This is a genomic window from Micromonospora sp. CNZ299 (assembly GCF_002754415.1).
In genome coordinates, this window is sequence record NZ_PEFG01000001.1 from 2,337,507 (window position 1) to 2,360,558 (window position 23,052).

General features: G+C 71.6%; 22 protein-coding genes. 18 read left to right on the forward strand and 4 right to left on the reverse strand.

The window, feature by feature from the left end; all coding sequences use genetic code 11:
* Positions 1–3 precede the first annotated feature (3 nt).
* From CLT68_RS11255 to CLT68_RS11270, 4 genes are all read left to right on the forward strand, one after another.
* Positions 4–1,158: an ABC transporter ATP-binding protein gene (locus tag CLT68_RS11255; RefSeq protein ID WP_099850674.1), complete on the forward strand. Its 1,155-nt coding sequence runs from the start codon at positions 4–6 to the stop codon at positions 1,156–1,158.
* The gene (locus CLT68_RS11260) at positions 1,155–2,063 is read left to right on the forward strand and encodes an ABC transporter permease (RefSeq protein ID WP_099850676.1); all 909 of its coding nucleotides are present in this window, start codon (positions 1,155–1,157) and stop codon (positions 2,061–2,063) included. The genes CLT68_RS11255 and CLT68_RS11260 overlap by 4 nt, the downstream gene beginning before the upstream one ends.
* Positions 2,060–2,869 carry an ABC transporter permease gene (locus CLT68_RS11265; protein ID WP_486482136.1) on the forward strand — a complete coding sequence of 270 codons (810 nt, stop codon included), beginning with the start codon at positions 2,060–2,062 and terminating at the stop codon, positions 2,867–2,869. The genes CLT68_RS11260 and CLT68_RS11265 overlap by 4 nt, the downstream gene beginning before the upstream one ends.
* 257 nt (positions 2,870–3,126) lie before the next feature.
* Positions 3,127–3,918 (forward strand): G5 domain-containing protein, encoded by a 792-nt coding sequence (locus CLT68_RS11270; RefSeq protein ID WP_486482425.1) that lies wholly within the window; start codon positions 3,127–3,129, stop codon positions 3,916–3,918.
* 164 nt (positions 3,919–4,082) lie between these two features.
* Here the strand turns inward: CLT68_RS11270 and CLT68_RS11275 are convergent, their stop codons facing one another.
* The 3 genes from CLT68_RS11275 to CLT68_RS11285 are packed head-to-tail and all read right to left on the reverse strand — an operon-like array spanning position 4,083 to position 7,255.
* The gene (locus CLT68_RS11275; RefSeq protein WP_370452959.1) at positions 4,083–4,427 is read right to left on the reverse strand and encodes a DUF779 domain-containing protein; all 345 of its coding nucleotides are present in this window, start codon (positions 4,425–4,427) and stop codon (positions 4,083–4,085) included.
* Positions 4,427–5,932 carry an aldehyde dehydrogenase gene (adh, locus tag CLT68_RS11280; protein WP_099850680.1) on the reverse strand — a complete coding sequence of 502 codons (1,506 nt, stop codon included), beginning with the start codon at positions 5,930–5,932 and terminating at the stop codon, positions 4,427–4,429. The genes CLT68_RS11275 and adh overlap by 1 nt, the downstream gene beginning before the upstream one ends.
* Before the next feature lie 39 nt (positions 5,933–5,971).
* On the reverse strand, positions 5,972–7,255 hold the full coding sequence (locus CLT68_RS11285; RefSeq protein WP_099857042.1) for a GAF domain-containing protein: 1,284 nt from the start codon (positions 7,253–7,255) through the stop codon (positions 5,972–5,974).
* A gap of 237 nt (positions 7,256–7,492) precedes the next feature.
* Here CLT68_RS11285 and CLT68_RS11290 point away from each other — a divergent pair, with 237 nt between their 5' ends.
* The 6 genes from CLT68_RS11290 to CLT68_RS11315 all read left to right on the forward strand — a co-directional run bounded on the left by CLT68_RS11290 (position 7,493) and on the right by CLT68_RS11315 (position 12,848).
* Positions 7,493–8,158 (forward strand): response regulator transcription factor, encoded by a 666-nt coding sequence (locus CLT68_RS11290; protein WP_099850682.1) that lies wholly within the window; start codon positions 7,493–7,495, stop codon positions 8,156–8,158.
* Complete coding sequence (locus tag CLT68_RS11295; RefSeq protein WP_231927218.1) at positions 8,155–9,219, forward strand: sensor histidine kinase; 1,065 nt, start codon at positions 8,155–8,157, stop codon at positions 9,217–9,219. Before CLT68_RS11290 ends, CLT68_RS11295 begins: the two co-directional genes overlap by 4 nt.
* Before the next feature lie 72 nt (positions 9,220–9,291).
* Positions 9,292–10,317, forward strand: coding sequence for a pyridoxal-phosphate dependent enzyme (locus CLT68_RS11300; protein ID WP_099850683.1), 1,026 nt, complete (start codon positions 9,292–9,294; stop codon positions 10,315–10,317).
* Positions 10,314–11,444 carry a D-alanine--D-alanine ligase family protein gene (locus CLT68_RS11305; RefSeq protein ID WP_099850685.1) on the forward strand — a complete coding sequence of 377 codons (1,131 nt, stop codon included), beginning with the start codon at positions 10,314–10,316 and terminating at the stop codon, positions 11,442–11,444. The genes CLT68_RS11300 and CLT68_RS11305 overlap by 4 nt, the downstream gene beginning before the upstream one ends.
* Positions 11,441–12,118, forward strand: coding sequence for a M15 family metallopeptidase (locus CLT68_RS11310; protein WP_099850687.1), 678 nt, complete (start codon positions 11,441–11,443; stop codon positions 12,116–12,118). The genes CLT68_RS11305 and CLT68_RS11310 overlap by 4 nt, the downstream gene beginning before the upstream one ends.
* Before the next feature lie 58 nt (positions 12,119–12,176).
* Positions 12,177–12,848, forward strand: coding sequence for an RlpA-like double-psi beta-barrel domain-containing protein (locus CLT68_RS11315; protein ID WP_099850689.1), 672 nt, complete (start codon positions 12,177–12,179; stop codon positions 12,846–12,848).
* A 10-nt stretch (positions 12,849–12,858) separates the two neighbouring features.
* Here CLT68_RS11315 and CLT68_RS11320 read toward each other — a convergent pair whose 3' ends face one another.
* Positions 12,859–14,100: an SUKH-3 domain-containing protein gene (locus CLT68_RS11320; RefSeq protein ID WP_099850690.1), complete on the reverse strand. Its 1,242-nt coding sequence runs from the start codon at positions 14,098–14,100 to the stop codon at positions 12,859–12,861.
* 79 nt (positions 14,101–14,179) lie between these two features.
* Here CLT68_RS11320 and CLT68_RS11325 point away from each other — a divergent pair, with 79 nt between their 5' ends.
* From CLT68_RS11325 to CLT68_RS32825, 8 genes are all read left to right on the forward strand, one after another.
* The gene (locus CLT68_RS11325) at positions 14,180–14,602 is read left to right on the forward strand and encodes a YbaB/EbfC family nucleoid-associated protein (protein ID WP_099850692.1); all 423 of its coding nucleotides are present in this window, start codon (positions 14,180–14,182) and stop codon (positions 14,600–14,602) included.
* Positions 14,599–14,931, forward strand: coding sequence for a hypothetical protein (locus CLT68_RS11330; RefSeq protein WP_099850694.1), 333 nt, complete (start codon positions 14,599–14,601; stop codon positions 14,929–14,931). The genes CLT68_RS11325 and CLT68_RS11330 overlap by 4 nt, the downstream gene beginning before the upstream one ends.
* Positions 14,932–14,946: 15 nt before the next feature.
* On the forward strand, positions 14,947–19,347 hold the full coding sequence (locus tag CLT68_RS11335) for a toxin glutamine deamidase domain-containing protein (RefSeq protein WP_099850696.1): 4,401 nt from the start codon (positions 14,947–14,949) through the stop codon (positions 19,345–19,347).
* Positions 19,347–19,787 (forward strand): hypothetical protein, encoded by a 441-nt coding sequence (locus CLT68_RS11340; RefSeq protein ID WP_099857044.1) that lies wholly within the window; start codon positions 19,347–19,349, stop codon positions 19,785–19,787. The genes CLT68_RS11335 and CLT68_RS11340 overlap by 1 nt, the downstream gene beginning before the upstream one ends.
* Positions 19,788–19,825: 38 nt before the next feature.
* Positions 19,826–20,485, forward strand: a complete 660-nt coding sequence (locus CLT68_RS11345) for a tetratricopeptide repeat protein (RefSeq protein WP_486482137.1) — start codon at positions 19,826–19,828, stop codon at positions 20,483–20,485.
* 76 nt (positions 20,486–20,561) lie between these two features.
* On the forward strand, positions 20,562–20,855 hold the full coding sequence (locus tag CLT68_RS11350; RefSeq protein WP_099850698.1) for a hypothetical protein: 294 nt from the start codon (positions 20,562–20,564) through the stop codon (positions 20,853–20,855).
* Positions 20,856–20,992: 137 nt separating this feature from the next.
* Positions 20,993–21,658, forward strand: a complete 666-nt coding sequence (gene nfi, locus CLT68_RS11355) for a deoxyribonuclease V (RefSeq protein ID WP_486482426.1) — start codon at positions 20,993–20,995, stop codon at positions 21,656–21,658.
* 299 nt (positions 21,659–21,957) lie between these two features.
* Complete coding sequence (locus tag CLT68_RS32825) at positions 21,958–23,016, forward strand: hypothetical protein (protein ID WP_158240874.1); 1,059 nt, start codon at positions 21,958–21,960, stop codon at positions 23,014–23,016.
* Positions 23,017–23,052: the final 36 nt, after the last annotated feature.

The following is a 23,052-nucleotide window of genomic DNA, read 5'->3' on the forward strand; positions in this document are numbered from 1 at the left end:
AGGATGGCGCGTGAAACACCCGCCGGCGATCTGCGCCTGGCCAACCTGACCAGACGGTTCGGCACCCTCACCGCGGTCGACGACCTCAGCCTGACGATCGTCCAGGGCTCGTTCTTCGCGTTGCTCGGCGCGTCCGGCTGCGGCAAGACCACCACCCTGCGGATGATCGCCGGTCTGGACGAGCCGACCAGCGGTCAGGTGCTGCTCGGTGACCGGGACATCGGCCGGCTGCGTCCGCACCAGCGACCGGTCAACACCGTCTTCCAGAGCTACGCGCTCTTTCCGCACCTCACCGTCTTCGAGAACGTGGCGTTCGGGCTGCGCCGACGCGGCATCCGCCCGGTCGACGCCGAGGTCAACCGGATGCTGTCGCTGGTGCGGCTCGACGGCTACGGCAGCCGCCGCCCGGCCCAGCTCTCCGGCGGTCAGCAGCAACGGGTCGCGCTGATCCGTGCGCTGGTCAACCGGCCGCAGGTGCTGCTGCTCGACGAGCCGTTGGGTGCCCTCGACCTGACGCTGCGCAGACAGATGCAGATCGAGCTGAAGCGCATCCAGACCGAGGTCGGCATCACCTTCGTGCACGTCACGCACGACCAGGAGGAGGCCATGACCATGGCGGACACGGTCGCGGTGATGAACGCCGGCCGGATCGAGCAACTCGGCGCACCCGCCGACATCTACGAGTTTCCCGCCACCGCGTTCGTCGCGAACTTCCTGGGCCGGTCCAACCTGCTGGCCGGCGAGGCCGGCGGTGCCAGCGGCGGCGACGTCGTGGTGACGGCGCACGGCGCGCGCTTCTCGGTGCCCGCCGGCCGGTCCCGGGCCGACCACGGCCCGGTCCACCTGGGGGTACGCCCGGAGAAGCTGCATCTGGTCGGCTCCGCCGACCAGGTGCCCGTGGGTCATCAGCACGTCACCGGTGTGGTCACCGACGCCTCCTATCTGGGGGTCAGCACGCAGTACCTGCTGCGCACCGGCTCGGGCAGCGAGTTGTCGGTGTTCGCGGCCAACACGGGGACGTCGACGCGGATCGCGGTCGGCAGTGCGGCCGTGGCGTGCTGGGATCCACGGCACGCGTTCCTGCTGCCCCGGGACGCCGCCGACACCGAACTGCCGGTCCCGGTGGTCCCGGACCAGCCGGTGGGCGCGTCGTCGTGACCCTGCTGGCTCGCACCGGACCGGGGCAGCCGCCGCCCGCGCCACCGGCAGCCCGGTCCGGGCGACGCGGGCTCCTGCCGTACCTGCTGGTGTTGCCCGGTGTGGCCTGGCTGTTGATCTTCTTCGGTGTGCCGCTGGGGCAGCTCGCCGCGGCCAGCCTCTACGACCCCGGCGGCTCGCTCTCCAACGGTTACGCGATGACCTGGGCAGTCGGCAACTACCCGGACGTGTTGCAGGCGTACTGGCCGCAGTTCCTGCGCTCGTTCGGCTACGCCGCTCTGGCGTTGCTGCTGGCGCTGCTGCTGGGCTACCCGCTGGCGTACGCGATCGCGCAGAAGGCCGGTCGTTGGAAGAACCTGCTGCTGGTGTGCGTGGTCGCGCCGATGTTCACCAGCTTCCTGGTCCGCACGCTGGCGTGGAAGACGATCCTGTCGGACAACGGGGTGCTCGTTGGCCTGCTGCGCGACGTGCACCTGCTCGCCCCGGACGGTCGGCTGCTGGCCACCCCGTTCGCGGTGGTGCTCGGCCTGACGTACACCTTCCTGCCGTTTCTGGTGCTGCCGCTGTACGCGAGCCTGGAGCGGTTGGACCGCCGGCTGCTGGAGGCGGCCGGCGACCTGTACGCGAGCCCCGTCCAGGCGTTCCGCCGGGTGACCCTGCCGTTGTCCATGCCCGGCCTGGTCGCCGGCGCGCTGCTGTTCTTCATCCCGGCCAGCGGGGACTACATCAACGCGGAGCTGCTCGGCACACCGAACGAGTACATGGTCGGCAACGTCGTCGACTCGGCGTTCCTGGTCCGGCTGGACTACCCGCAGGGTGCCGCGCTGTCGGTCCTGCTGATGGCGGCGATCCTCGCGATGGTCTTCGGGTGGCTGCGCAGGGCCGGCACCGAGGCGGTGCGGTGAGACTCTGGCGATGGCTGGCCGACCGCTGGGTGATGATCGTGGCACTGCTGGTCCTCGGCTACCTGGCGCTGCCGATCCTGGTGGTGGCCGCCCTGTCGTTCAACCGCCCGTCGAGCCGGCTGTCGTACGACTTCAACGAGTTCACAGTGGACAACTGGCGTCGGCCGTGCGCCACCTCGGACATGTGCGAGGCGGTGGTCCGCAGCGTGCAGATCGGTTTCCTCGCCACCGTGGCCGCCACGGTGCTCGGCACCCTGATGGCGTTCGCGCTGGTGCGGCACCGCTTCCGGGGCCGGTCCGCGATCAACGTGCTGGTCTTCGTGTCGATGGCCACCCCGGAGTTGGTGATGGGCACGTCGCTGCTCGCCCTCTTTGTGTCCGCCGGGGTGCCGCAGGGCTTCTGGACCGTCGTGGTCTCGCACGTCATGTTCTGTGTGTCGTTCGTGGTGGTCACCGTGAAGGCACGGCTGGCCGGGATGGACCGGCGGTTGGAGGAGGCCGCCATGGACCTCTACGCCAGCGAGTGGCAGACCTTCCGGCGGATCACCCTGCCGCTGGTGCTGCCCGGCATCGTGGCCGCCGCGCTGCTGGCCTTCTCGCTGAGTTTCGACGACTTCATCGTCACGAACTTCAACGCCGGCACCACTGTCACGTTCCCGATGTACGTGTGGGCCGCCGCCCAGCGGGGCATCCCACCACAGGTCAACGTCATCGGTACCGCGATGTTCGCGGTCGCGCTGCTGCTGGTCGGGCTCAGCTCGCTGCGCGGTCGACGGGCCCGTCGCACCTCCGAGCCCGCCCGCTGACGGCATTTCGACACATCCACTGCCGCCCGCCGGTGACCGACCGTGCGACGGCACGGTGGGTAGGGGATTCGCGACGTTTGTTGGCAAATGTAGCCGCACGATCGGCCCCGGCCGGCCGACCTGGAGGGTTGTCCCAGGTGTCGTCTGTCGCCCGAGGAAGCGCCCATGGATCACCGGTGCGCGGCGAACGGCGCAGGTGACCAACGCGACGGATGATATTGCGCGCAGTGTTTGCGACGACACTCATCGCCGTGACGATGCAACCACCGCCGAATCCTGGCCCGCCGTACGCGCCGTCGTCCGGTCCGCCGCCCCGACCGAACTGGTTCCGCCGGGCCAGTCCCGCCCGCCGGGCCGCCGTGATCCTCGGCTCGGTGACCCTGTCGGTCCTGCTGCTCTGCTGCACCGGCGCCGCCATCATCAGCGCGCTGGCCGGCGAGCCGGAGCCGACCAGGACCGGGACGGCCGCCGAGGCTCAGCAGCCCATCGTGGCGGCGCCCGCCGAGCCGACCGAGGGTGCCGACGCCCAGGCCGCGTCGCCGCTCGCCGCCCCATCCGCCACGCCGGATCCCAGCGACGCGGTGCCAGCCTCGCCGACCCCGGCCGACGCCGTGTCCCCGTCTCGCGCCGCGTCCACGCCGGTCGTCCGGGTGACGACCGAGACGGAGCGAGCCGCCGTGCGCTACACCGAGCGGACCGTCAAGGACGCGACCCTCGCCGAGGGCAAGCGCGTCGTCCGGACCAAGGGCGTGAACGGCGTACGGACCCTGACGTACGAGGTGACCACCACGGACGGGGTGCGTACGGCCAGGAAGCTGGTCAAGTCCACGGTGACGAAGCAGCCGGTGACGCAGGTCGTAGCCGTCGGCACCAAGAAGGCGCAGTCGAAGTGCGACCCGAACTACAGCGGCTGCGTCCCGATCGCCAGCGACGTCGACTGCGCTGGCGGCAGCGGTAACGGCCCCGCCTACGTGCGCGGGCCCATCAGAGTGACCGGCAGCGACATCTATGACCTGGACCGAGACGGCGACGGCACAGCCTGCGACTGATCCCGCGGCTGGGTCTGCGATCACGCATTGTCATCTCGCGCGACCGAGACGCGGTGTGGAGCGTGATGCCTGTGAGTCATCTTGATGCCTCACAGGCATCACGGTCTCCAGTGCGAGCTATCCCCGAAGCTCGTCCCGCCCGGGAACGGCGCTCAGGTCAGGGGTCAAGCGGCCAGGCGTGAGCGGATGAGGAAGCGGACGCCGTCGGGCGCTTCCAGGGAGAAGCCGCTGCCTCTGCCCGGGACCACGTCGACGGTCAGCGTCGTGTGTTTCCACAGCTCCCACTGGGACTTCGACATCCAGAACTCGACCGGTTCCGGCACCCCGTCGACGGTCAGCGAGGCGAGCAGGACGTCGGACGAGCCGGTCCGGAACTCGCCCGCCGGGTAGCACATCGGGGCGCTGCCGTCGCAGCAGCCGCCGGACTGGTGGAACATCAGTGGGCCGTGTCGCCCCCGCAGCGACCGGATCAGCTCGGCCGCGGCGGGGGTGACGGAGACGACCGGCATCAGAAGAAGCCGAGCTTCTTGGTGGAGTAACTGACCAGCAGGTTCTTCGTCTGCTGGTAGTGCTCCAGCATCATTTTGTGGTTCTCCCGGCCGATGCCGGACTGCTTGTACCCGCCGAACGCGGCATGCGCCGGGTACGCGTGGTAGCAGTTCGTCCACACCCGGCCGGCCTGGATGGCCCGCCCGGCCCGGTACGCCGTGTTCATGTCCCGGGTCCATACGCCGGCACCCAACCCGTACAGGGTGTCGTTGGCGATCTTCACGGCGTCGTCGAGGTCGGCGAAGGAGGTCACCGAGACCACCGGACCGAAGATCTCCTCCTGGAAGATCCGCATCGAGTTGTCGCCCTCGAAGATGGTCGGTTGAACGTAGTACCCGCCCGACAGGTCTCCGCCCAGGTCGGCGCGGGAGCCGCCGGTCAACACCCGGGCACCCTCCTGGCGGCCGATGTCCAGGTAGGACAGGATCTTTTCGAGCTGGTCGTTGGAGGCCTGCGCCCCGATCATCGTGTCGGTGTCCAGGGGGTGCCCCTGCACGATCTGCTCGGTGCGAGAAACCGCCGCCGCGAGGAAGTCGCTGTAGTGGCCCTGCTGGATCAGCGCCCGCGACGGGCAGGTGCAGACCTCACCCTGGTTGAGCGCGAACATGGTGAAGCCTTCCAGGGCCTTGTCCAGGAAGTCGTCCGATGCGGCGCTGACGTCGTCGAAGAAGATGTTCGGGCTCTTGCCGCCCAGCTCCAGGGTGACCGGTTTGATGTTCTCACTGGCGTACTGCATGATCAGCCGCCCGGTGGTGGTCTCACCGGTGAAGGCCACCTTCGCGACCCTGGCCGAGGAGGCCAGCGGCTTACCGGCCTCCACGCCGAAACCGTTGACGATGTTGAGCACGCCCGGCGGCAGCAGGTCCGCCACCAGCGACAGCCAGTAGTGGATGGACGCCGGGGTCTGCTCGGCCGGCTTGAGCACCACGGTGTTGCCGGCGGCCAGCGCGGGCGCCAGCTTCCAGGTCGCCATCAGGATCGGGAAGTTCCACGGGATGATCTGCCCGACCACGCCGAGCGGCTCGTGGAAGTGGTACGCCACTGTGTCGTCGTCGATCTCGCCGAGCGAGCCCTCCTGGGCCCGGATCGCCCCGGCGAAGTAGCGGAAGTGGTCGATGGCGAGCGGGATGTCGGCGGCGAGGGTCTCCCGGACCGGTTTGCCGTTCTCCCAGCTCTCGGCGATGGCCAGGGACTCCAGGTTCTCCTGCATGCGGTCGGCGATCCGGTTGAGGATCAACGCCCGTTCGCCCACCGAGGTGCGCCCCCACGCGTCGGCGGCGCCGTGCGCGGCGTCCAGGGCCTTCTCCACGTCGGGGGCGGTGCCGCGGGCGACCTCGGTGAAGGTCTGCCCGGTGACCGGGGTGGGGTTCTCGAAGTAGGCGCCGCCGTGCGGCTTGACGTACTCGCCGCCGATGTAGTGGTCGTAACGGGACTGCCAGTGGGTGGGCGCGTCGTAGCGCGTCATGGTGACCTCCGCCGTCGATGGGGGATGACGGCGGGAAGGCTAGTTTCGCGGACGTTGCAGGAACGTTGCGCGCTCCAACGCGTACTCCCTGGCGAGCTGGTCGATGCGCGCGAGGGCGAGGGGCCGACGCGGCGCGCCCACCGGCAACGCCCGCGCCAGGGCCTGCCACACGGCCAGGTCGTCGGCGCCGGCGGGCGTCGCGGTCCAGGCCGCGAGCAGCGCCGGGTCCGCGGTGGCCAGCACGGCCGCACGGAGGTGACCGTCGATCAGTCGGCGCAGTCGTGTCACTCCCGGCGCGTCCGAGCCGGGCAGCAACGGCCCGGGGTACGCGTCGAGCGCGCCCGCCGCATCGCCCTGGTCCAGCCGGTGGGCGAGGGTGGTGAAGTCGGCGCGGACGGTTCCGCGCAGCCGGTAGGGGCGGGAGTCGAGCAGCTCGGGGCCGAGCACCCGGCGCAACCGGGACAGCTCGGCGCGCAGGGTGACCGGGTGCAGCCGGTCGTCGCCGTACAGGTCGAGGCCGAGCTGAACGCCGGTGCGTCCCTCCGGGTGGTGCAGCAGCAGGACCAGCAACTCGCTGTGCCGGCGACCGAGTCGGATCCGCCGGCCGTCCACCCGCAGCTCCGCCTCGTCGCGACCGAGCGCGGTCACCGTGGTGACGCCGGGCTCCACCGGTTGGCCGGCGGCGAGCTGCGCCTCGGCGGCCCGGGCGGTGGCGCGGACGAGGGCCAGGCTGTGCGGATTGGCCAGGTGGTCCCCGCCGGTGATGTCGATCGCGCCGAGCAGTCGGCCGGTGGCGGGGTCGTGGATCGGCGCGGCCGCGCACGTCCAGCGTTGCACCGGGCGGCTGAAGTGCTCGGTGGCGAAGATCTGCACGCTGTGGTCGACGGCCAGCGCAGTGCCGGGCGCGTTGGTGCCGGCGTGCGTCTCGTCCCAGCGGGCGCCGGGCACGAAGTTCATCCGTTCGGCGTGCCGGAGCACGCCCGGATGCCCCTCGACCCAGAGCAGTCGCCCGTCCGCGTCGCAGACCGCCATCAGGTGCGCGCCGTCCTGGGCGATGCCGCCGAGCAGGTCCCGGAACAGCGGCAGCACCCGGGCCAACGGGTGAACGGCCCGGTACGCGGCCAGGACGTCGTCGGCCAGGTCGACAGGTGGGGTGGCCTCGGGGTCGAGTCGCGCCGAGCGTTCCCAGGAGCGGCGCACCACGTCCCGCACCCGGTGTGGCGCGGCGCCGGCGGTGAGGAAGGCTTCGTGGGCGGCACCGACCTGCGCGATCCGTTCCGCCGGATCGACGCCGAACTCCAGGGCGAGCCACGGGTCAGCCATCAGGGCGACCTCCTCGGCCCCCATCGTGACGCAGCTCACCCTCGATCGCCAACCGCCGTGGCCGCCGGACCCCCGGGCGCAGACGGCGCGGCGCGGGACGAAGCCGGCAGGGCGAGGGTTGCAATCGTTTGTCCGCTGGTCGCTGCCGTGGAGGATGGCTTCCGCGGGTCCTTACAGAACCCTTAACCCGGGCCTGCGACGGTATGCCGGGCAAGCGGAACTCGGGGGAGCAGACACGTGCGGGTGCTGGTGGCGGACGACGAGCGGTTGTTGGCGGACACGGTGGCCCAAGGGCTGCGCCGCCTCTCGATGGCCGTCGACGTCTGCTACGACGGTGACGGCGCGCTGGAGCGGATCGGGGTCAACCGGTACGACGTCGCGGTGCTCGACCGGGACATGCCGGGACACACCGGTGACGAGGTCTGCCGCAGCATCACCGACTCACAGGTCGGCACCCGGGTGCTGCTGCTCACCGCCGCGGCCGGCATCCGGGACCGGGTGGAGGGTCTCGGTCTCGGCGCGGACGACTACCTGACCAAGCCGTTCGCCTTCGCCGAGCTGGTCGCCCGGGTGCAGGCCCTCGGTCGACGGTCCGCGCCGGCACTGCCACCGGTGCTCGCCCGGGACGGCCTGGTGCTGGACGTGGGCCGACACGTGGCCACCCGGGACGGCCGCCCGCTCGCGCTGAGCCCGAAGGAGTTCGCGGTGCTGCACGTGCTGCTGCGCGCGGACGGGCAGGTGGTCAGCGCCGAGGAGTTGTTGGAGCAGGCCTGGGACGAGTTCGCCGACCCGTTCACCAACGCCGTACGGGTCACCGTGATGACGTTGCGCAGGAAGCTCGGTGACCCGGCGGTCATCCACACCGTGCCGAAGGCCGGCTACCGCATCGGTGGGACGGCGTGACCTGGACGCCCCGACGTCGGGTGCTGCTCGTGGGCCTGCTGGCACTGCTGGCCGGGCCGCTGCTGCCGACCATGGGCAGGTGGGTGTCGGGTGTGACCTGGACCTGGGGACAGCAGTTCTGCGACCTGCCGGTGCCCGGTCTGATCTCGACCTGCGCCGACGTACGCCCGGGGGCGTTCGTGCTGCCCCTGCTGTCCGTGCTGCTCGTCACCGTGACCGCCCTGGTGGCGCTCTGGTTCGGTGCGGCCTGGTGCCTGCGCCCGGTCCGTGACCTCGTCGGACCGATCGGGCACCTCGGCCCGCAGAACCTCGGTCACCGGATCCGGCCCCGCGGCGGGGACGAGCTGGCCCAGCTCTCCCGCGCGATCGACGAGATGATGGAACGCGTCTCCGCCGGATACGAGGGGCAGCGACGGTTCGCGGCGAACGCCTCACACGAGCTGCGTACGCCGCTGGCGGTGCAGCGGACGCTGATCGAGGTCGGCATGGCCCAGGCGCTCACCAGTGAGCAGTTGGAGCTGTTGACCAGCCAACTGCTGGAGACCAACGAGCGCAACGAGCGGCTGATCGAGGGACTGCTCGCACTCAGCGAGAGCGACCAGGGCCTGCGCTCGCGGATCCCGCAGCGGCTGGACACGATCGTCGAGGCGGTGCTCGCCGGGTATCAGGACCGCGCCCGGGAGGCCGGCGTCACCATCGACACCCATCTCGCGCCCCGGGTGGTCGTCGGCGAGCGGGTGCTGCTGGAACGCCTGGTCACCAACCTGGTGGAGAACGGGATCAAGTACAACCGGCGCGGCGGCTCGCTGACCGTCGCGGTGAGCGGCGCGCCCGCGCTGACCGTGGTCAACACCGGTCAGCCGGTGCCGGCCGAGGCGGTGGCCGGTCTCTTCGAGCCGTTCCGACGGCTCGCCCGGGACCGCACCTCGCAGGGCGGAGGCGCCGGCCTGGGCCTGGCCATCGCCCGCTCGATCACCCAGGCGCACGACGGCATCATCGCGGCCCGGCCCGCCGAACACGGCGGTCTGCGGGTCGACGTCCAACTACCCAATGTGACCTAGCGCTCCACCCACCTCCCGGGGTCCCGCGTACCGCTGGATCCCGCCTGTGGTGTGCCCGAAAGGAGAAAGACGATGTCACACACCGTTGGCCAGGTTCGGGCCGATGTCGAGGAGGCCGCCCGCTGGCTGGCCGGCCGGGTGGTCCGCACACCCGTGCTGCGGTCCCCGGTGATCGACGGTCTGGCCGGCGCCCGGATCCTGCTCAAGGCCGAGAACCTCCAGAACGGCGGCTCGTACAAGATGCGGGGCGCGCTGCGGGCGGTCGGCCGGCTCGCCGCCTCCGGCCACACCGGGGTGATCGCGCAGAGCACCGGCAACCACGCGATAGCGGTGGCGTTGGCGGCCCGGGAGCACGGGCTCACGGCCACCGTGGTGCTGCCGGTCGACGCGGCGTCGACGAAGGTCGACCGGGCCCGCGCGGCGGGGGCGCGGGTGGTGCTCGCCGGCACTGACGTCGCGGAGCGGCTGGCGGTGGTCGACGGGCTCAGCGACGAGAGCGGTCACCCGGTCGTCGACGCGTACGACCACCCGGACGTCATTGCCGGGCAGGGCACGGCCAGCCTGGAGCTGATCGAGGAGGCCGAGCGCGCAGGCACACCGTTGGACGCGCTGGTCGTACCGGTCGGTGGTGGTGGCGGGGTGGCCGGCGCGTGCCTGGCCGCCGCCGGCAGGGGCATCGAGGTGTACGGCGTGGAACCGGTCGGTTGTGACTCGCTCGCCCGCAGCCTGGCGGCAGGTGTTCGCGTCCCGGTCGCGCCGGCGCCCACGATCGCGGACGGGCTGCGGCCGTCCTGTGTGGGTGAGCTGCCGTTCGCCATCGTGCGCGACGTGCTGCGCGGGGTCGTCCGGGTCGACGACGACGAGATCGGGGCGGCGTTCCGGCTGATCCTGATGGAGCTCAAGGTGCTCGCCGAGCCGTCCGGTGCGGCCGGCCTGGCCGGCGCGCTCCGGCTGGCCGGTGACGAGCGCGTGGGTCCCGGTCGGAGGCGGACGGTCGGCGTGGTGCTGACCGGCGGGAACGTGGAGGCATCAGTGGTGGCCCGGTTGTCCACCCAGCGGTCCGCCACGGTGACGACTGTCGAGGGGATGGCGGCGTGAGCGCGCCTGTTCGGATCGGAATCCTGTTCGGTGGACCGTCTGCGGAGCACGAGGTGTCCTGCGCGTCCGCGCTCGGCGTGGCCCGGGCGCTCGCCGGCGGCGGGTACCGCACTGTCGCCATCGGTGTCACCCGCAGCGGCGGGTTTCGGCTGCTGCCCGACGCGCTGCTGGCCGAGCTGCGCGACCGGCCGGCCGGTGCGCGGGCCATCGACGACCGCCTGGTGGTGTCCGGGCCGTCGGTCGAGCTGCGGGCCGGTCCGCGTCCCGGCGTCGTGCAGGTGTGCGCCGGCAACGCCCCCGGCGCGGTGCACGCCGAGCTGGACGTGGTCTTCCCGGTGCTGCACGGACCGTTCGGTGAGGACGGTGTGGTGCAGGGGCTGTTGGAGGCGCTGAACGTCCCGTACGTGGGGTGCGGCATCCTCGCCTCGGCGGTCGGCATGAACAAGGTGGCGATGAAGCGGGCGTTGCGCGCCGAGGGCGTTCCGGTCACCCCGTACGTCGCGTTCGACGCGCACACCTACCGTGCGGCCGACGACCCGGAGAAGCTGGTCGTCGGGCTGCGCCGGCCGCTCTTCGTGAAGCCGGCCAGCATGGGTTCGTCGATCGGCATCTCCCGCGTCGGCGAGGGTGACGACCTGGCCGCCGCCGTGGAGGAGGCGCTGCGCCACGACCAGCTCGTCATGGTCGAGCAGGGGGTCACCGGCAGGGAGCTGGAGTGCGCGGTCCTCGGTGGCTGGCGCCCCGAGGCGTCGGCGGTGGGCGAGGTACGCGTCGCCGGTGGATGGTTCGACTACCAGCAGAAGTACTTCGGCGACAGCGATCCGATGATCGTCCCCGCCTCGCTGCCGGACGAGGTGACCGCGCGGGTTCGGGAGCTGTCGTTGCGCGCGTTCGCCGCGATCGGCGGTTGGGGCCTGGCCCGGGTGGACTTCTTCTACGACGAGACGACCGGTGAGGTGTACGTCAACGAGCTGAACACCATGCCCGGCTTCACCGCGCACTCGATGTACCCGAAGGTGTGGGCGGCCGTCGGCGTCGCCTACCGGGAGGTGGTGGACCGCCTCGTCGAGCTGGCCCGTGTCCGGCACGCCGAACGGCCGGCGACCCCGGTGGGGAACGCCCGATGATCCTGCTCTCCGATCCCCGGGTGGCGGCCGTGCCCAGCTCCGACGACGGCGACCCGCTGGTGGACCTGCGTGCGTTGCCGGAGCTGCGCCTCGACGGCCGCGCGGCCGACCCCGCCGGGGCGTACGCCAGGCTGCGCGCGGGAGTCGTGGACCGCCTGCTGGCCGCGCAGCGTGACCTGCCCGCCGGCATGCGCCTGCTGGTCGTCGAGGGTTACCGCCCGTACCAGGCGCAGTTGGCCATCTTCACCGGCTACCGGGACGAGCTGCGCCGACGGCACCCGGACTGGCCCCCGCAGCGACTGCACGGGGAGACCAGCAAGTTCGTCTCGCCGGTCGACGTGGCTCCGCACAGCACTGGCGGGGCGGTCGACGTGACCCTGTGCACCGACGACGGGGTGGAGCTGGACCTGGGCACGGCCATCGACGCGACCCCGGATGACAGTGCGGACGCCTGCTTCACCGACGCGCCCACGATCGGTCGCACCGCCCGCCGACACCGGCGGATCCTGATGGACGCTCTCGGCGGCGCGGGGATGGTGAACTACCCGACCGAGTGGTGGCACTGGTCGTACGGGGACCGTTACTGGGCGCTGGTCACCGGTGCGCCGCGCACCCGGTACGGGCCGGTGGACCTGGCCGCCGCACGATCGATACCCGTCCCGGCTGAACGGTAGGGCGCTCCCGTCCGTACCAGGTGAGTGAAGGACACCACCGAGGACGGGAGTGACGGCGATGAGGGTGCAGCGCAGGCACGTGCTGGCGGCGACCGTGGCGGTCGTCGCCGCCGCGGGTGTGGCGGTGGGGACCAGCTTCGGGTTCGCCGGCACCACCCCGGCACGGTCGTCCGTCTGCTCCGGCTCGGTCACGTTCTCGGCGGAGGGCGGTGCGCCGGCGGCCACCAGCGACCGCTTCCCGGTGGGTACCCGGTTGCGGGTGACCAACCTGGACAACAACCGGGCTGCCACGGTGACGGTGACCGGCCCGTCGGGTAGCTGTGTGCTGCTCAACGCCGCCGCCATGGAGCTGGTCCGGGAGCCGGGCAAGAACGTGATCCGCCGCAACGTGGTGGAGCGGCTGGACGGAGCGGCGCCCGTCGGGCAGCCACCTGCCGGCACGGTCCGTCCCGGCGTCGCGTCTCCCGGCGCGCCCGGCCCGGCACCCAGCTCGGCCTGCTCGGGGCCGATCACCTTCTTCGCCGAGGTCGGGGCGCCCGCGGCGACCAGTGGGCAGTTCCCGGTGGGCACCCGGCTGCGCGTGACCAACCTGGACAACAACCGGGTGACGACGGTGACGGTGACCGGCCCGTCGGGCAGTTGTGTGCTGCTCAACGACGCCGCGATGGCGCAGATCCGGGAGCCGGGCAAGAACCTCATCCGCCGCAACACGGTCGAGGTCATCCGCTGACGCTCCAGCGTCAGTCGGCCTGCCAGGTGCCGTCGTCGCGGACCCGGGCCGGTGCGCGGCCCAGCAGCAGAGTCGTCAGTGCGCTGTCGATGGAGTCGCCGAGGAACCACTCACCGGCCTGATCGAGCGCGAAGACCCGGCCACGCTCGTCCACCGCGAGGATGCTGTCCTGCTGCTCGGTGCCGATCGGAAAGAGGCGTACGCCGAGGACAGCACCGAAGTCCGCGAGGGTGTCGGCGGTGTGGGCGATGGTGTGCGGGCGGATGTCGAAACGGGAGATCCACACCTGCTCGCCCCGCCCGCGCCGCGCGCCGACCAGGCTGGGAAACGCGGTCAGCGCCTCCACGGCCGCGGGAAAGACCGTGTGCTGATGGGTCAGCCCCGACACGGCGGTGACGTCCCGCACGGCCGCGGCGGCCATGATCTGGTCCCCCATGTGCGGTCGCCACCCGGCCGCGACCAGCGCGTTGGCGACCTCCGCCGGGAAGCGCCCAGGATCGGGGTCGGTTGCCGCCGGCGCACGCCAGGGTTCGGTGTACGCCCGAGCCGACTCCGGCAGGACGTTGGCGCGCACCAGGAAGGTGATGCACGAGTCGCAGGGCAGCTCGGCGGGGCCACCAGCCGGATCACCCGGCTCCCGGATCCGGAAGATCTCGAACCGGGCCCCCTCCAGCAGCGCCGCCGCCTCGGCCCGGCCCATCGGCGCGATGCCCTCGGCGGCCCGGCGGTGGTCGTACTCGTGCAGGACGTCGGAGACCACGATCAGCTCGGCGTGCGACTCCCCGCCCCGGACCAGGTCGCCAGGGGGTAGCTGGTCCAGGTAGTCGCGGACCAACGGGTGATGGTTGAGCGGGACGTCGGCCCTGGTGCCCTGGGCGGTCCAGATCCGCCCGTCGAGCGCCAGATGGGCGGCGGTGTTCGGGGTGGCTGCCCGGTGGATCTCCCGGACCAGCAGACTCGACGGGTCGACGGTGCGGGGAGAGGCCGGCCCGGTGGGACGGCTGCGTCGGTACAGATCCGCCACCACGTCGCTCGGCACCCGCGGCCAGGTGGTGACCTTGCCGGTCTGCTTGTCGATGACCGTCGTCGGCAGGTCCCCCGGGACCGTACGCACCTCGGTGGGCACGACCGACGTGATGACGAAGCCGAGGTCGAACTCGTCGACCATCGCTGTGCACTCGTGCCCGAGGCGCTGCGAGTCGCGGCGGGCCCAGGTGGCCGCGAGCTGCTCGGCCTGTTGACGGTCGATCACGCACTGAAACTACCGGACTACACGGATCGATGGCAGCCGGTATGGTGCTGCTCTACCGACGGTGACGGGAGGGGCGGCGGTGAGCGAACATGTGGACCGGCACGCCAACCGCGAGCTACGGGCCCGGTTCGACGACGTGTACGGGCAATATCAGCAGCTCAGGTCCGGTTTGGACACCCTGCAGACGAGGCTAGCCGAGCTGCGGGTGACCCGCCGGTCGGCCGACGGGCAGGTCACCGCCACCGTGGGCGCCCGGGGCGAGGTCATTGAGGTCGAGTTGACGCCGGCCGTCTACCGCGAGCGGGACGCCGGGGCGCTCGGCCGAAAAATCACCGAAACGATCCGGGCCGCCGCGACCGCCGCCGCCGACGCCACCCGCGACCTCGTCGCCGAGGCCGTGCCGGCCAACTCCGGCTCGATGGACTTCCTGCGCACCGGCGACTACGCGGCCCTGCTCGGCCGGGCCGACGCCGTGCTCGGCAGGCGTGAGGGGACGGCATGACCGACGGGCAGCTCTGGCTCGATCCGTCCCGGGCGCGTCGGGGCGGTGCCGACCTGGCGCTCGCCGGCGAGGCGGTCACGGCCCGTCGAGCAGCGGAAGGCGGTGCGATCGAGGCCGCCAGCGGTGCCCGGCCCTGGGGCCGCGACGACATCGGCGCCGCTTTCGAGCGCAACTACCGCGCGATCGAGCAGACCGTGCTGCGGGCCTGGGCGGGCGTCGGGCATCAGCTCACCGAGTTGGGCGGCGACGTGGTCCGGGCGGTCGACGCGAGCGTGCAGACCGACGGGGCCAGCGCCGCCCGGTTCGGTCGGGTCACCGACCAGCGCTGACGGCCGACGATCCCGATGAGCGTGCTGCCGAGCCCGATCCCGCACCCCCTCGACCACGCACCCTGGGACGTTCCGGGCTGGATCTACGAGGCCCTGGACTGGGTGGTCGGGGTGCAGTGGCCGGAGGGCAACGAGCGGGCCGTCTGGGACGTCGCCGACCAGTGGTACGAGGTCGCCACAGTGCTCGCCGGCCCGCACACGGACGCCGCCACGGCCGCTGCCGAGGTGCACAACGGGTATGGCGGGGTCGGGGCCGTCGACGCGGCGTTCGTGGCGGCCTGGCGGGGGATCGCCGAGGGTGCCGACGCCCCGCTGCCCGTGCTGCTCGCGGTCACCGCCGACCTGGGCCGGCTGGTCGAGGAGTGCGGCTGCGACATCGAGGGCGCCAAGCTGGAAGTCTGGATCGAGCTGGGCATCCTGGTCATCGAGTTGCTCTCGGTGGCGGTCGCGGCGGTGCTGACCGCCGGTGCCGCAACCCCCGCCGCCGGCGCGGCGATGACCGCCACCCGGCTGCTGATCCAGCAGATCTTCAAGCGGCTGATGGGTCAACTGGCCAGCAAGTCCCTCAGACACGGGCTCAAGGAGGCCGGCGAACGGGCCGCCAAGGAGGTCACCCGGGGTGGCATGCGAGGGCTCGCCAAGCGGGCCACCCGTGGAGGGTTGGAGGAGGCCGCCGAGGAGAGCGGCGTCACCCTGGCCACCCAGGCGTACCAGAACTCCACCGGGCGGGCGCACGGCCTGGACATGACCGACCTCGGCGCATCGGCGGTCGGCGGGCTCGCCGGCGGGGCCGTGGCTCCGCTTGCCGGCCTGGGCCGGCACGCCACCGGGCGGGCGGCCCGGGTCGGGGAGCACCTGGGGCGGGAGATGACCGGCGAGGTGCTCGCCGACAGCGCTGCCAGCCTGGCCACCGGCCAGGGACTCACCTCGGTGGAGGACGTGGCACGCGCTGCCGCGTCCGGGGCCACCGGCTCGGCGACCGGTCAGACCGACCACGCGTTACGGGCACGACTCGACGCGCAGACCAGCGCCCTCGCCGGGGCGTCATTCGCCAGCCCGTCGCTTCCGTCCGTGGCGGCGGTGGTGTCGGGGGATTCGGCTTTCTCGGAGGCGGCGTCTTCTTCGGGCGGGGCCGCTTCTCTGGGTGCGGCGTCGTCTGTGCATGGGGCGTCTTCTTCGGGCGCGGCCTCGTCTTCAGATGCGGCGTCTTCCGGGGGTGTGCCTTCTGCGGCGGGTGTTGTGCCTTCGGGGGAGATCTCGTCGGCGGTGGTTCCGGTGCAGGCGACGGCAGTCGCCGCCACTCCGCCTGACCAGCTGACGCCGCTACGCGCCGAGATGCCGACGGAGCCGGGCGTTCACCCGTCACGGGTGACCGATCTGCCGCCCGTCGCCGCCTCCGGCCTGCCCGCGGTTGCCGCCGAGCTGCAGGTGTCGTCACCATCCTCAGTGGGTGTGGTGTCCGACGTGGACGCCGCCGACCCCTCGCTGCGCCCGTCCGAGCCGACGCCGTCGACGGATGGGCCCCTGTCGAAGGTGGCGGGCGCGGCACACCCGGTCGCGGCCGACCCGACGCTCTCGTCGGTGGCTGCTGATCCGAGGTTCTCGTCGGTGGGCACCGATTCTCGGCTTTCTTCGGTGGCCGCACCTGCGGTTGGGACCTTCGAGCCGAGCAGCGGACCGGCCACCGGTGTCGCGCCCGGCAGTTCGCCGCACACCCCCACCGCTGGCCCGGTCACCTGGTCTCCGTCGACCGGCGCGCCAGCACCGACGACCACCGTCGGCCCGACAACGCCGGTCACCTTCGGTGCCCCAAGCACGACCAACCGCCCGTCGGTCACACCGACGGTGGTGGGCCGATCTGCCGTGCCATCGCGCGCCCCGACACGGGAGGCGGGCCCACCCGACCATCCCGCCCGGGGCAGGGCGTCGATTCCCGTCGAGGTGGTGTTCGGCGATCCGGTCGTGCCAGCGATCGACCCCGACGACTGGTACGCGGCGCAGTGGGCCGCCGAGGCGGAAGCCGCCGAGCGACGGCGCTACCAGGGCCACTACGAGTCGCAACGGACCGGCTTCGAGAACAACCGCCGGCAGGCGGAGGCCACCCGACTGCGCGCCCGGGCCGCGGAGCACGATCGCCGGGCGGTCGAGTACGCCACCTACGCCCGGCAGTTGCACCAAGCAGGTCACCGACAGTGGGCCGACGGCTGGCAGCGGGCCGCGAACGACGAGACACGCGCGTACGCCCAATGGCGTGACCTCGCGGATGCGGTGCTGGCCGGCACCACGGCGCCGCCGGTCGTGGATCTCGGCGCCGGCACCTTCGAGCACGCGAACAAGGACGTCGGCGCGCTCGCGCTCGGCGCGGTGGAGACTGCCGGGCCGTCCCGGCTCACCGGCGACGACGTGCCCCCGCCGATCGACGATTCCCGGCCATATGGGCGGCCCGGAGGGCTGCGCCCACCGCTCGCCCTGCACCAGGTCGACGTCGAACGGCAGATGCCCCGCGAGTGGGACGGCAGCATCACCCGCACCGCCGACCCCCGACGGGGCGGCTGGTTCCGACTGCTGAACGACGGAGGTCCCGCAGCCGACGCCACCCGGGGCATCAACTGCCTGGACTGCACATTATCGTTGTTCGAGACCTGGGTGCACGGGCGGCCACGAGTGTCGGCGCCACGTACCTTCGACGGCTACCTGGACGGGGACATCCGGCGCCCGATCCGCGGCGAGGCAGGCGGCCCAGGTCGGGTGGAGGACGTCACCGGTGGGCGCTTCCAGCAACTCCTCGCCCCGCCGTCCGGCCAGCGTCCGTACGCCGAGCAGGCACGGCAGGCCGCCGACCGGGGCTACCGCAACCTGCGCGACCAGCTGCTGTTGGGAGGCCACGGCAGCTACGCGTTCGTGGTCACCGAGTGGCCGCACGGCGGTTCCCACGCCTGGGTGGCGCTCAACCAGAACGGCACCGTGCTCTACGTCGACCCGCAGAACGGGGTGGTCCAGGACCGTCCCCTGTATCCCGACGTGGTGGGCATCGACGCGCTGGTGCTGAGCGGGGACGGGCGACCGATGCCGCTCGGCGGGCTGCCCCGGGGCCGGTTCAGTGAGCGGCCCGACCTGCCGGACCATCCGTCGACGGACGACAACGGCGGCCACGGTGACCCGTACATCAACCGGATGTACCTGCTGCTGGACGGCCCGGGCTCGGCAGATGTGGGTGACGTTGAGCCCGTCGACACCTCGTCCGGCGCTGTTCGGGACCACCCCTCGACGAGCGGCCCGACCCCTGTCGTCTCGATGGCAGACACCCTGGATGAGATCTTCGCGGCCGGAGTGAGTCCGGCCGACTTCGCGGCGGCGATCGACCCACCTGCGCTCCGTCGTCTGGTACCCGACCTGGACGAGTCGTCGGCGCGGGATGTGGCGCGGCTGTTCGGCGACGGCCGGGTCCGCGACATGCTCGATCACGCACGGAGGGAGCCGCCCGCCAACGAGCCCGAACTGGCCGAGCGTCTGACCCGGGAGTTGGTGCAGCATCCAGACCTGGCGCGCCTGATCCTGTCGGCACCCGAACTCGCGAACTCGCTGACCGCACGCCCGTTGACTCTCTATCACCTGGCTGGTCATCAGCAGGCCATCGACGTCCTCGCCGAGGTGCTCGAAGACGTCGCCCGGCCGGAGGCTGTGGCGTTGGAGGCAGCGACCGGCAGGGTCGCGGACCAGCCCCAGCCGACGCCGCTTACCGACGACCAGCGGCGGATCAGTGCGAGTATTCGACTGCCGGATGATTCGGCGAACCAACCGGGATTCGACAAGCGCCGTCAGGCCGACCCTTCATATCGGCAGCACTACCTGGACAGCCTCTACGCGGCGGCAGCGGTCGCCCAGACCGAGCTGAATCAGTTGGCGATGTTCCTGGCCCAGGTCGGTGATCGACGTGTCGGGGAGCCGGGCTGGCGTTCCCAGCCCAAGGACCGGCGCCGTGCCGAGGACAAGGTGGACAAATATCAGGGCGACGCGTCCATGTTGCTCGATCTGGCGGGTGCGAAAGTCGAGTTCCGTAACCTCGATGACCTCTACGCGGCGCTTGAACGAGTACGCGACCATCCGGACGTCGTGATCGTGAGTTGCCAGGACCGGTTCATGTCCCCGCAGGACAGCGGCTACAGGGACGTGCAACTCGTACTGCGGATGGGGAACGGGCACATGGCCGAGTTCCGTCTGCACCTGGCGGCGCTCGACGCGGTGGCGGTCTGGGAGCATGCGCTGTATGAGGTTCGCCGTGATGTGCAGGCCTTGGCCCGAGCCGAGGGTCGTGCGTTGACACCCCGCGAGGGAGCCATCGCAGATGGAATCCTCCGACGGGAGCAACATCTGTTCTGGCAGGCGTTGCAATCGACCTATGAAGGGAACACGTGATGGTCCAGATGCCGGGCTTGGTGCTCCCGTCCTACTACCTCTATTACCAGTCACCGGTGAAGATCGTGACGACTCCCGACGGTGGTGCCAGGGTATGGAGGGTTTCCATCGACACCGGCGGCTGGCATGAGAAGAACGACATCTTCAGCGAGATTGTCTTCGCCGTCGGTGGAGATATTTTTCGGCGTACCCCTGAGGAGTTCGTGCAGGAGGTGGAGCGCTTTCGGGCTCACTATCTTGAGGGCGACGGTCCGATATTCGCTCTCTACGAGACGATACAGGCGGTCAGAGATGTGGCGAAGGCCGAAGATCGCCACCTGACGTCGAAGGAGCGAGCCCTCATTCACGGGATCCGGCTGCGGACGTTCGTGATGTTCGAGGAGCAGCTCCGCGCTGCCGGTGATCCGGGCGCGGACCCCGATATAGCGAGAGCAACCTAGACGTTGCTCCGTGAGCGGATCGAGGGAAGGGCGAGTCGGTGACGACCGTAGGGCTGGACGCTCGGTTGGTGCGGGCGCAGGAACGTTACGAACAGGCGGTGTTCGGTGGCGACGCGAAGCCGCTGGACGAGGCCGAGCGGGATCTCGCGGCGCTGGACGCTGATGTGGCTCTGACCCGTGGCCGGATCCTGCACGCCCGCTTCATCGACACCGGTTCGGAGGACCCTGCGGAGTTGCCGCTCTTCGAACGGGCAGCCGGCATCTACCGCGAGCTGGGCGACGCCCGTGGTGAGGGCGAGTCTCTCTTCTGGGTGGGCGCGGTCCACCAGGTGATCCGGCAGGACCAGGCGACCGCTGCCCCTGCCTTCGCCCGGGCTCGGGAGTTGGCTACCGCGGCGGGGGACGAGCTGACTCTGTCGTACGTGCTGCGGCACCTCTGCTTCGCCGAGCAGGCCGCCGGTCGCTTCGACGCGGCGCGGCAGTTGCTGACGGAGTCGACCCGGCTACGCCGGAAGTTGTCCTTCACCGCGGGGGTGGCGGCGAATCTGATCGGTCTGGCGGACCTGGCGGCGAGCGACGGCGATCGGAAAGCCGCCCGTGAGCTGCTCGACGAGGCCGCTGGGCTGGCGGCCGGCAGTGGCGCCCATGGGGTCGGCCGGTGGATCGAGCAGGCCCGCGACCGGTTGGGCCTTGCCTGACCGAACGTAGGTCGCCGCTGTCGCGGAAGGCAGGCGGCGCGGGCGGGAAAGTGGCAGAGCCGAATAACATCGACGCATGGCGAGACCCGGTACGGAGAACACCAAGCCCAACCTCTGGGCATGGCCGGTCGGCATCATGATCGGTCTGGCTGTCGGCATTCCCGTTTTCGGTACGGAGGGCGGGGTGGCATTCGGTGTCGCCCTCGGGGTTGTCTTCGCGGTCGCCTTCGGTGCGACCAGGCGTCGGACCGGTGGCGACCCCGTCGGCGGGGCGGCGGGGCGAGATGTCAGTTCCACGGACGCGGGTCACTGCAACATCTCGACTGGCGACGCCACCGTGGCTCCCGCCGATGGCTCGCGCCGAGGGTGATCGACTCCGGTTTGGTGAAATCGGGGCATCCGGGTCCTTCGGATAGCCCGATTTTCATGAAGTCGAGTGGATCACGCCCGGACGCGGCGCCGGGGCGGGCGGCGGCGCTGGGGCTAGCGGCGCTGAGCCGTGTGGTGGTGCCGGGCAGTGTGGCGGAGGCGGTGGCCGTACAGGAGGAGTTGCGGCCATTGGTCGACCTGGTCGGGCCGGGGCCCAGCGCGCCCGCGACGGTGGCCGGCCTGGACGTCGCGTACGGCCAGGGTGGTGACCTCCTGGCAGCGGCCGTGACGGTGCTGGACGCCGCGACGTTGGAGGTGGTGGATTCCGCGGTCAGCGTGGGAGAGCCCGCGTTCGACTACGTGCCGGGGTTGTTCGCCTTTCGTGAGTTGCCCGCGCTGCTCACCGCGTTGGACCGCCTGAGCGTCCTGCCCGACCTGCTGGTCTGCGACGGGCACGGTCTGGCCCATCCGCGACGGTTCGGGCTGGCCTGCCACCTTGGCGTGGTCACCGGGTTGCCCGCGATCGGGGTGGGGAAGACGCCGCTGGTCGGGACGTGGGATCCGCTGGCCGCCGAGCGGGGTGCGTGGTCGCCACTGCGCGACGGCGGTGACGTCGTCGGCCGGGTGTTGCGCACCCAGGACGGGGTGAAGCCGGTCTTCGTCAGCGTCGGGCATCGGATGAGCCTGGAGAACGCGACAGCGCAGGTGCTCGTGCTGGCCCCGCGCTACCGGCTGCCGGAGACCACCCGCACCGCCGATCGACTCAGCCGCGACGCCCTCGCCAGCGCCGAACAGACCGACTGACCGCACCGAGCGCGCCGACCCGACCGCACCGAGCGCGCCGACCCGACCCCACCGCCCACGCCGACCCGACCCCACCGCGCACGCCGACCCGACCCCATCGATCACGCCGACTGATCGCGCCCGGCGGGCCGGTCGGAACGCGCTCCGGTCGGACCCGCGCCGACCTTCTTCGCAGGTCGGCGGGCCGGGCTGTAAACCGTAACGCCGCACACATCCGGGCCGCTCTATGACCGATGGGGTAGGTGGGCCGGTAGTAGCCTGACCCGCGGACCCCACCCGGGGAGAACGGCGAGGTGATCATGACGGTGCGTCGACGCGCGGCACAGCTCGCGGCGGTCTGCGGTCTGGTGGGCGGCCTGGTGATGCTCGGTGCGTCACCGGCGCTGGCCGACGAGGACTCGGTCCGGGTGGGTGCCGCCAGCAGCTTCGCCGCCGGCGGTTCCCCGCAGGGGGTGAACGTCGCGGTGCGCAAGCGCACCAACGGGTGCGTCCTGCTGCGTACCGCACTGGGTCTGCGTCTTGAGGGTCTTGAGCCAAGCCAGGTGAAGGTCGAGGTCAACGCGGGCGGGCGCTGGTTGCCGGTGGGCGTCTCGGGTGGCGGCGGCACGGTGGCCACCGCGCCGACGTCGCCGACGAAGCCGACCCTGTGCAAGGGCAAGGGCATCACCGTGCGGTACCGGGTGGCGTTCGCCGCGGGTGTCCCGGGTGGTCAACTCGTCGTCAGCGGCGCGGGTGTCAGCGCCATCGGTCAGGAGCTGGGTCGGGGCAGCGACACGGCGAAGGTGGCCGGCGCGAGGGTCACCCCGTCGCCGACGCCGTCGAAGAAGCCGACGCCCACCCCGAGCCCGTCCGAGGTCGTGACCGTCGACGAGGCGGTGAACCCGGCCGCCGCGGGCATTGTGTCGAGTGCCCCGAACACCACGGCCACTGCCGCGGAGTCGTCCGGAGGAGGTTCAAAGGTGATGTTCTTCGGCATCGTGATGGTGGCGGTCGGTCTGTTGCTCATCGTGCTGCTGGTGCGTCGCTCGCGGCAGGACCGCAAGCCGTCCGACCAGTCGCCCGAGATGCTGCCGGGCAACCCCGGCGGCACCACCTACCGCGCCGGCGGTGGGTCGCCGGCCGCGCCCGGTCGCCCCGGCCAGGTGTACGGCCAGCAGCCACCGGCCGCCGGCTGGGGTGCCGTGCCGTCCCCGCGCCCCGCCACCGGTGGGGTCTACGGTGCGCGCCCCGGCGGTGCCGGTGCGGTCCCGGAGCCGACGCAGCCGATGCCGGGGACACCCGGAACTCGACCGCTGCCCGGGGACCCGCCGACGGACGAGGGCGGCCACACTGTCTTCATTCCCCGGCTCCCGGGCTGAGCGGGGCGAGACACGAACCCTCCGTTAGGCTCAGGA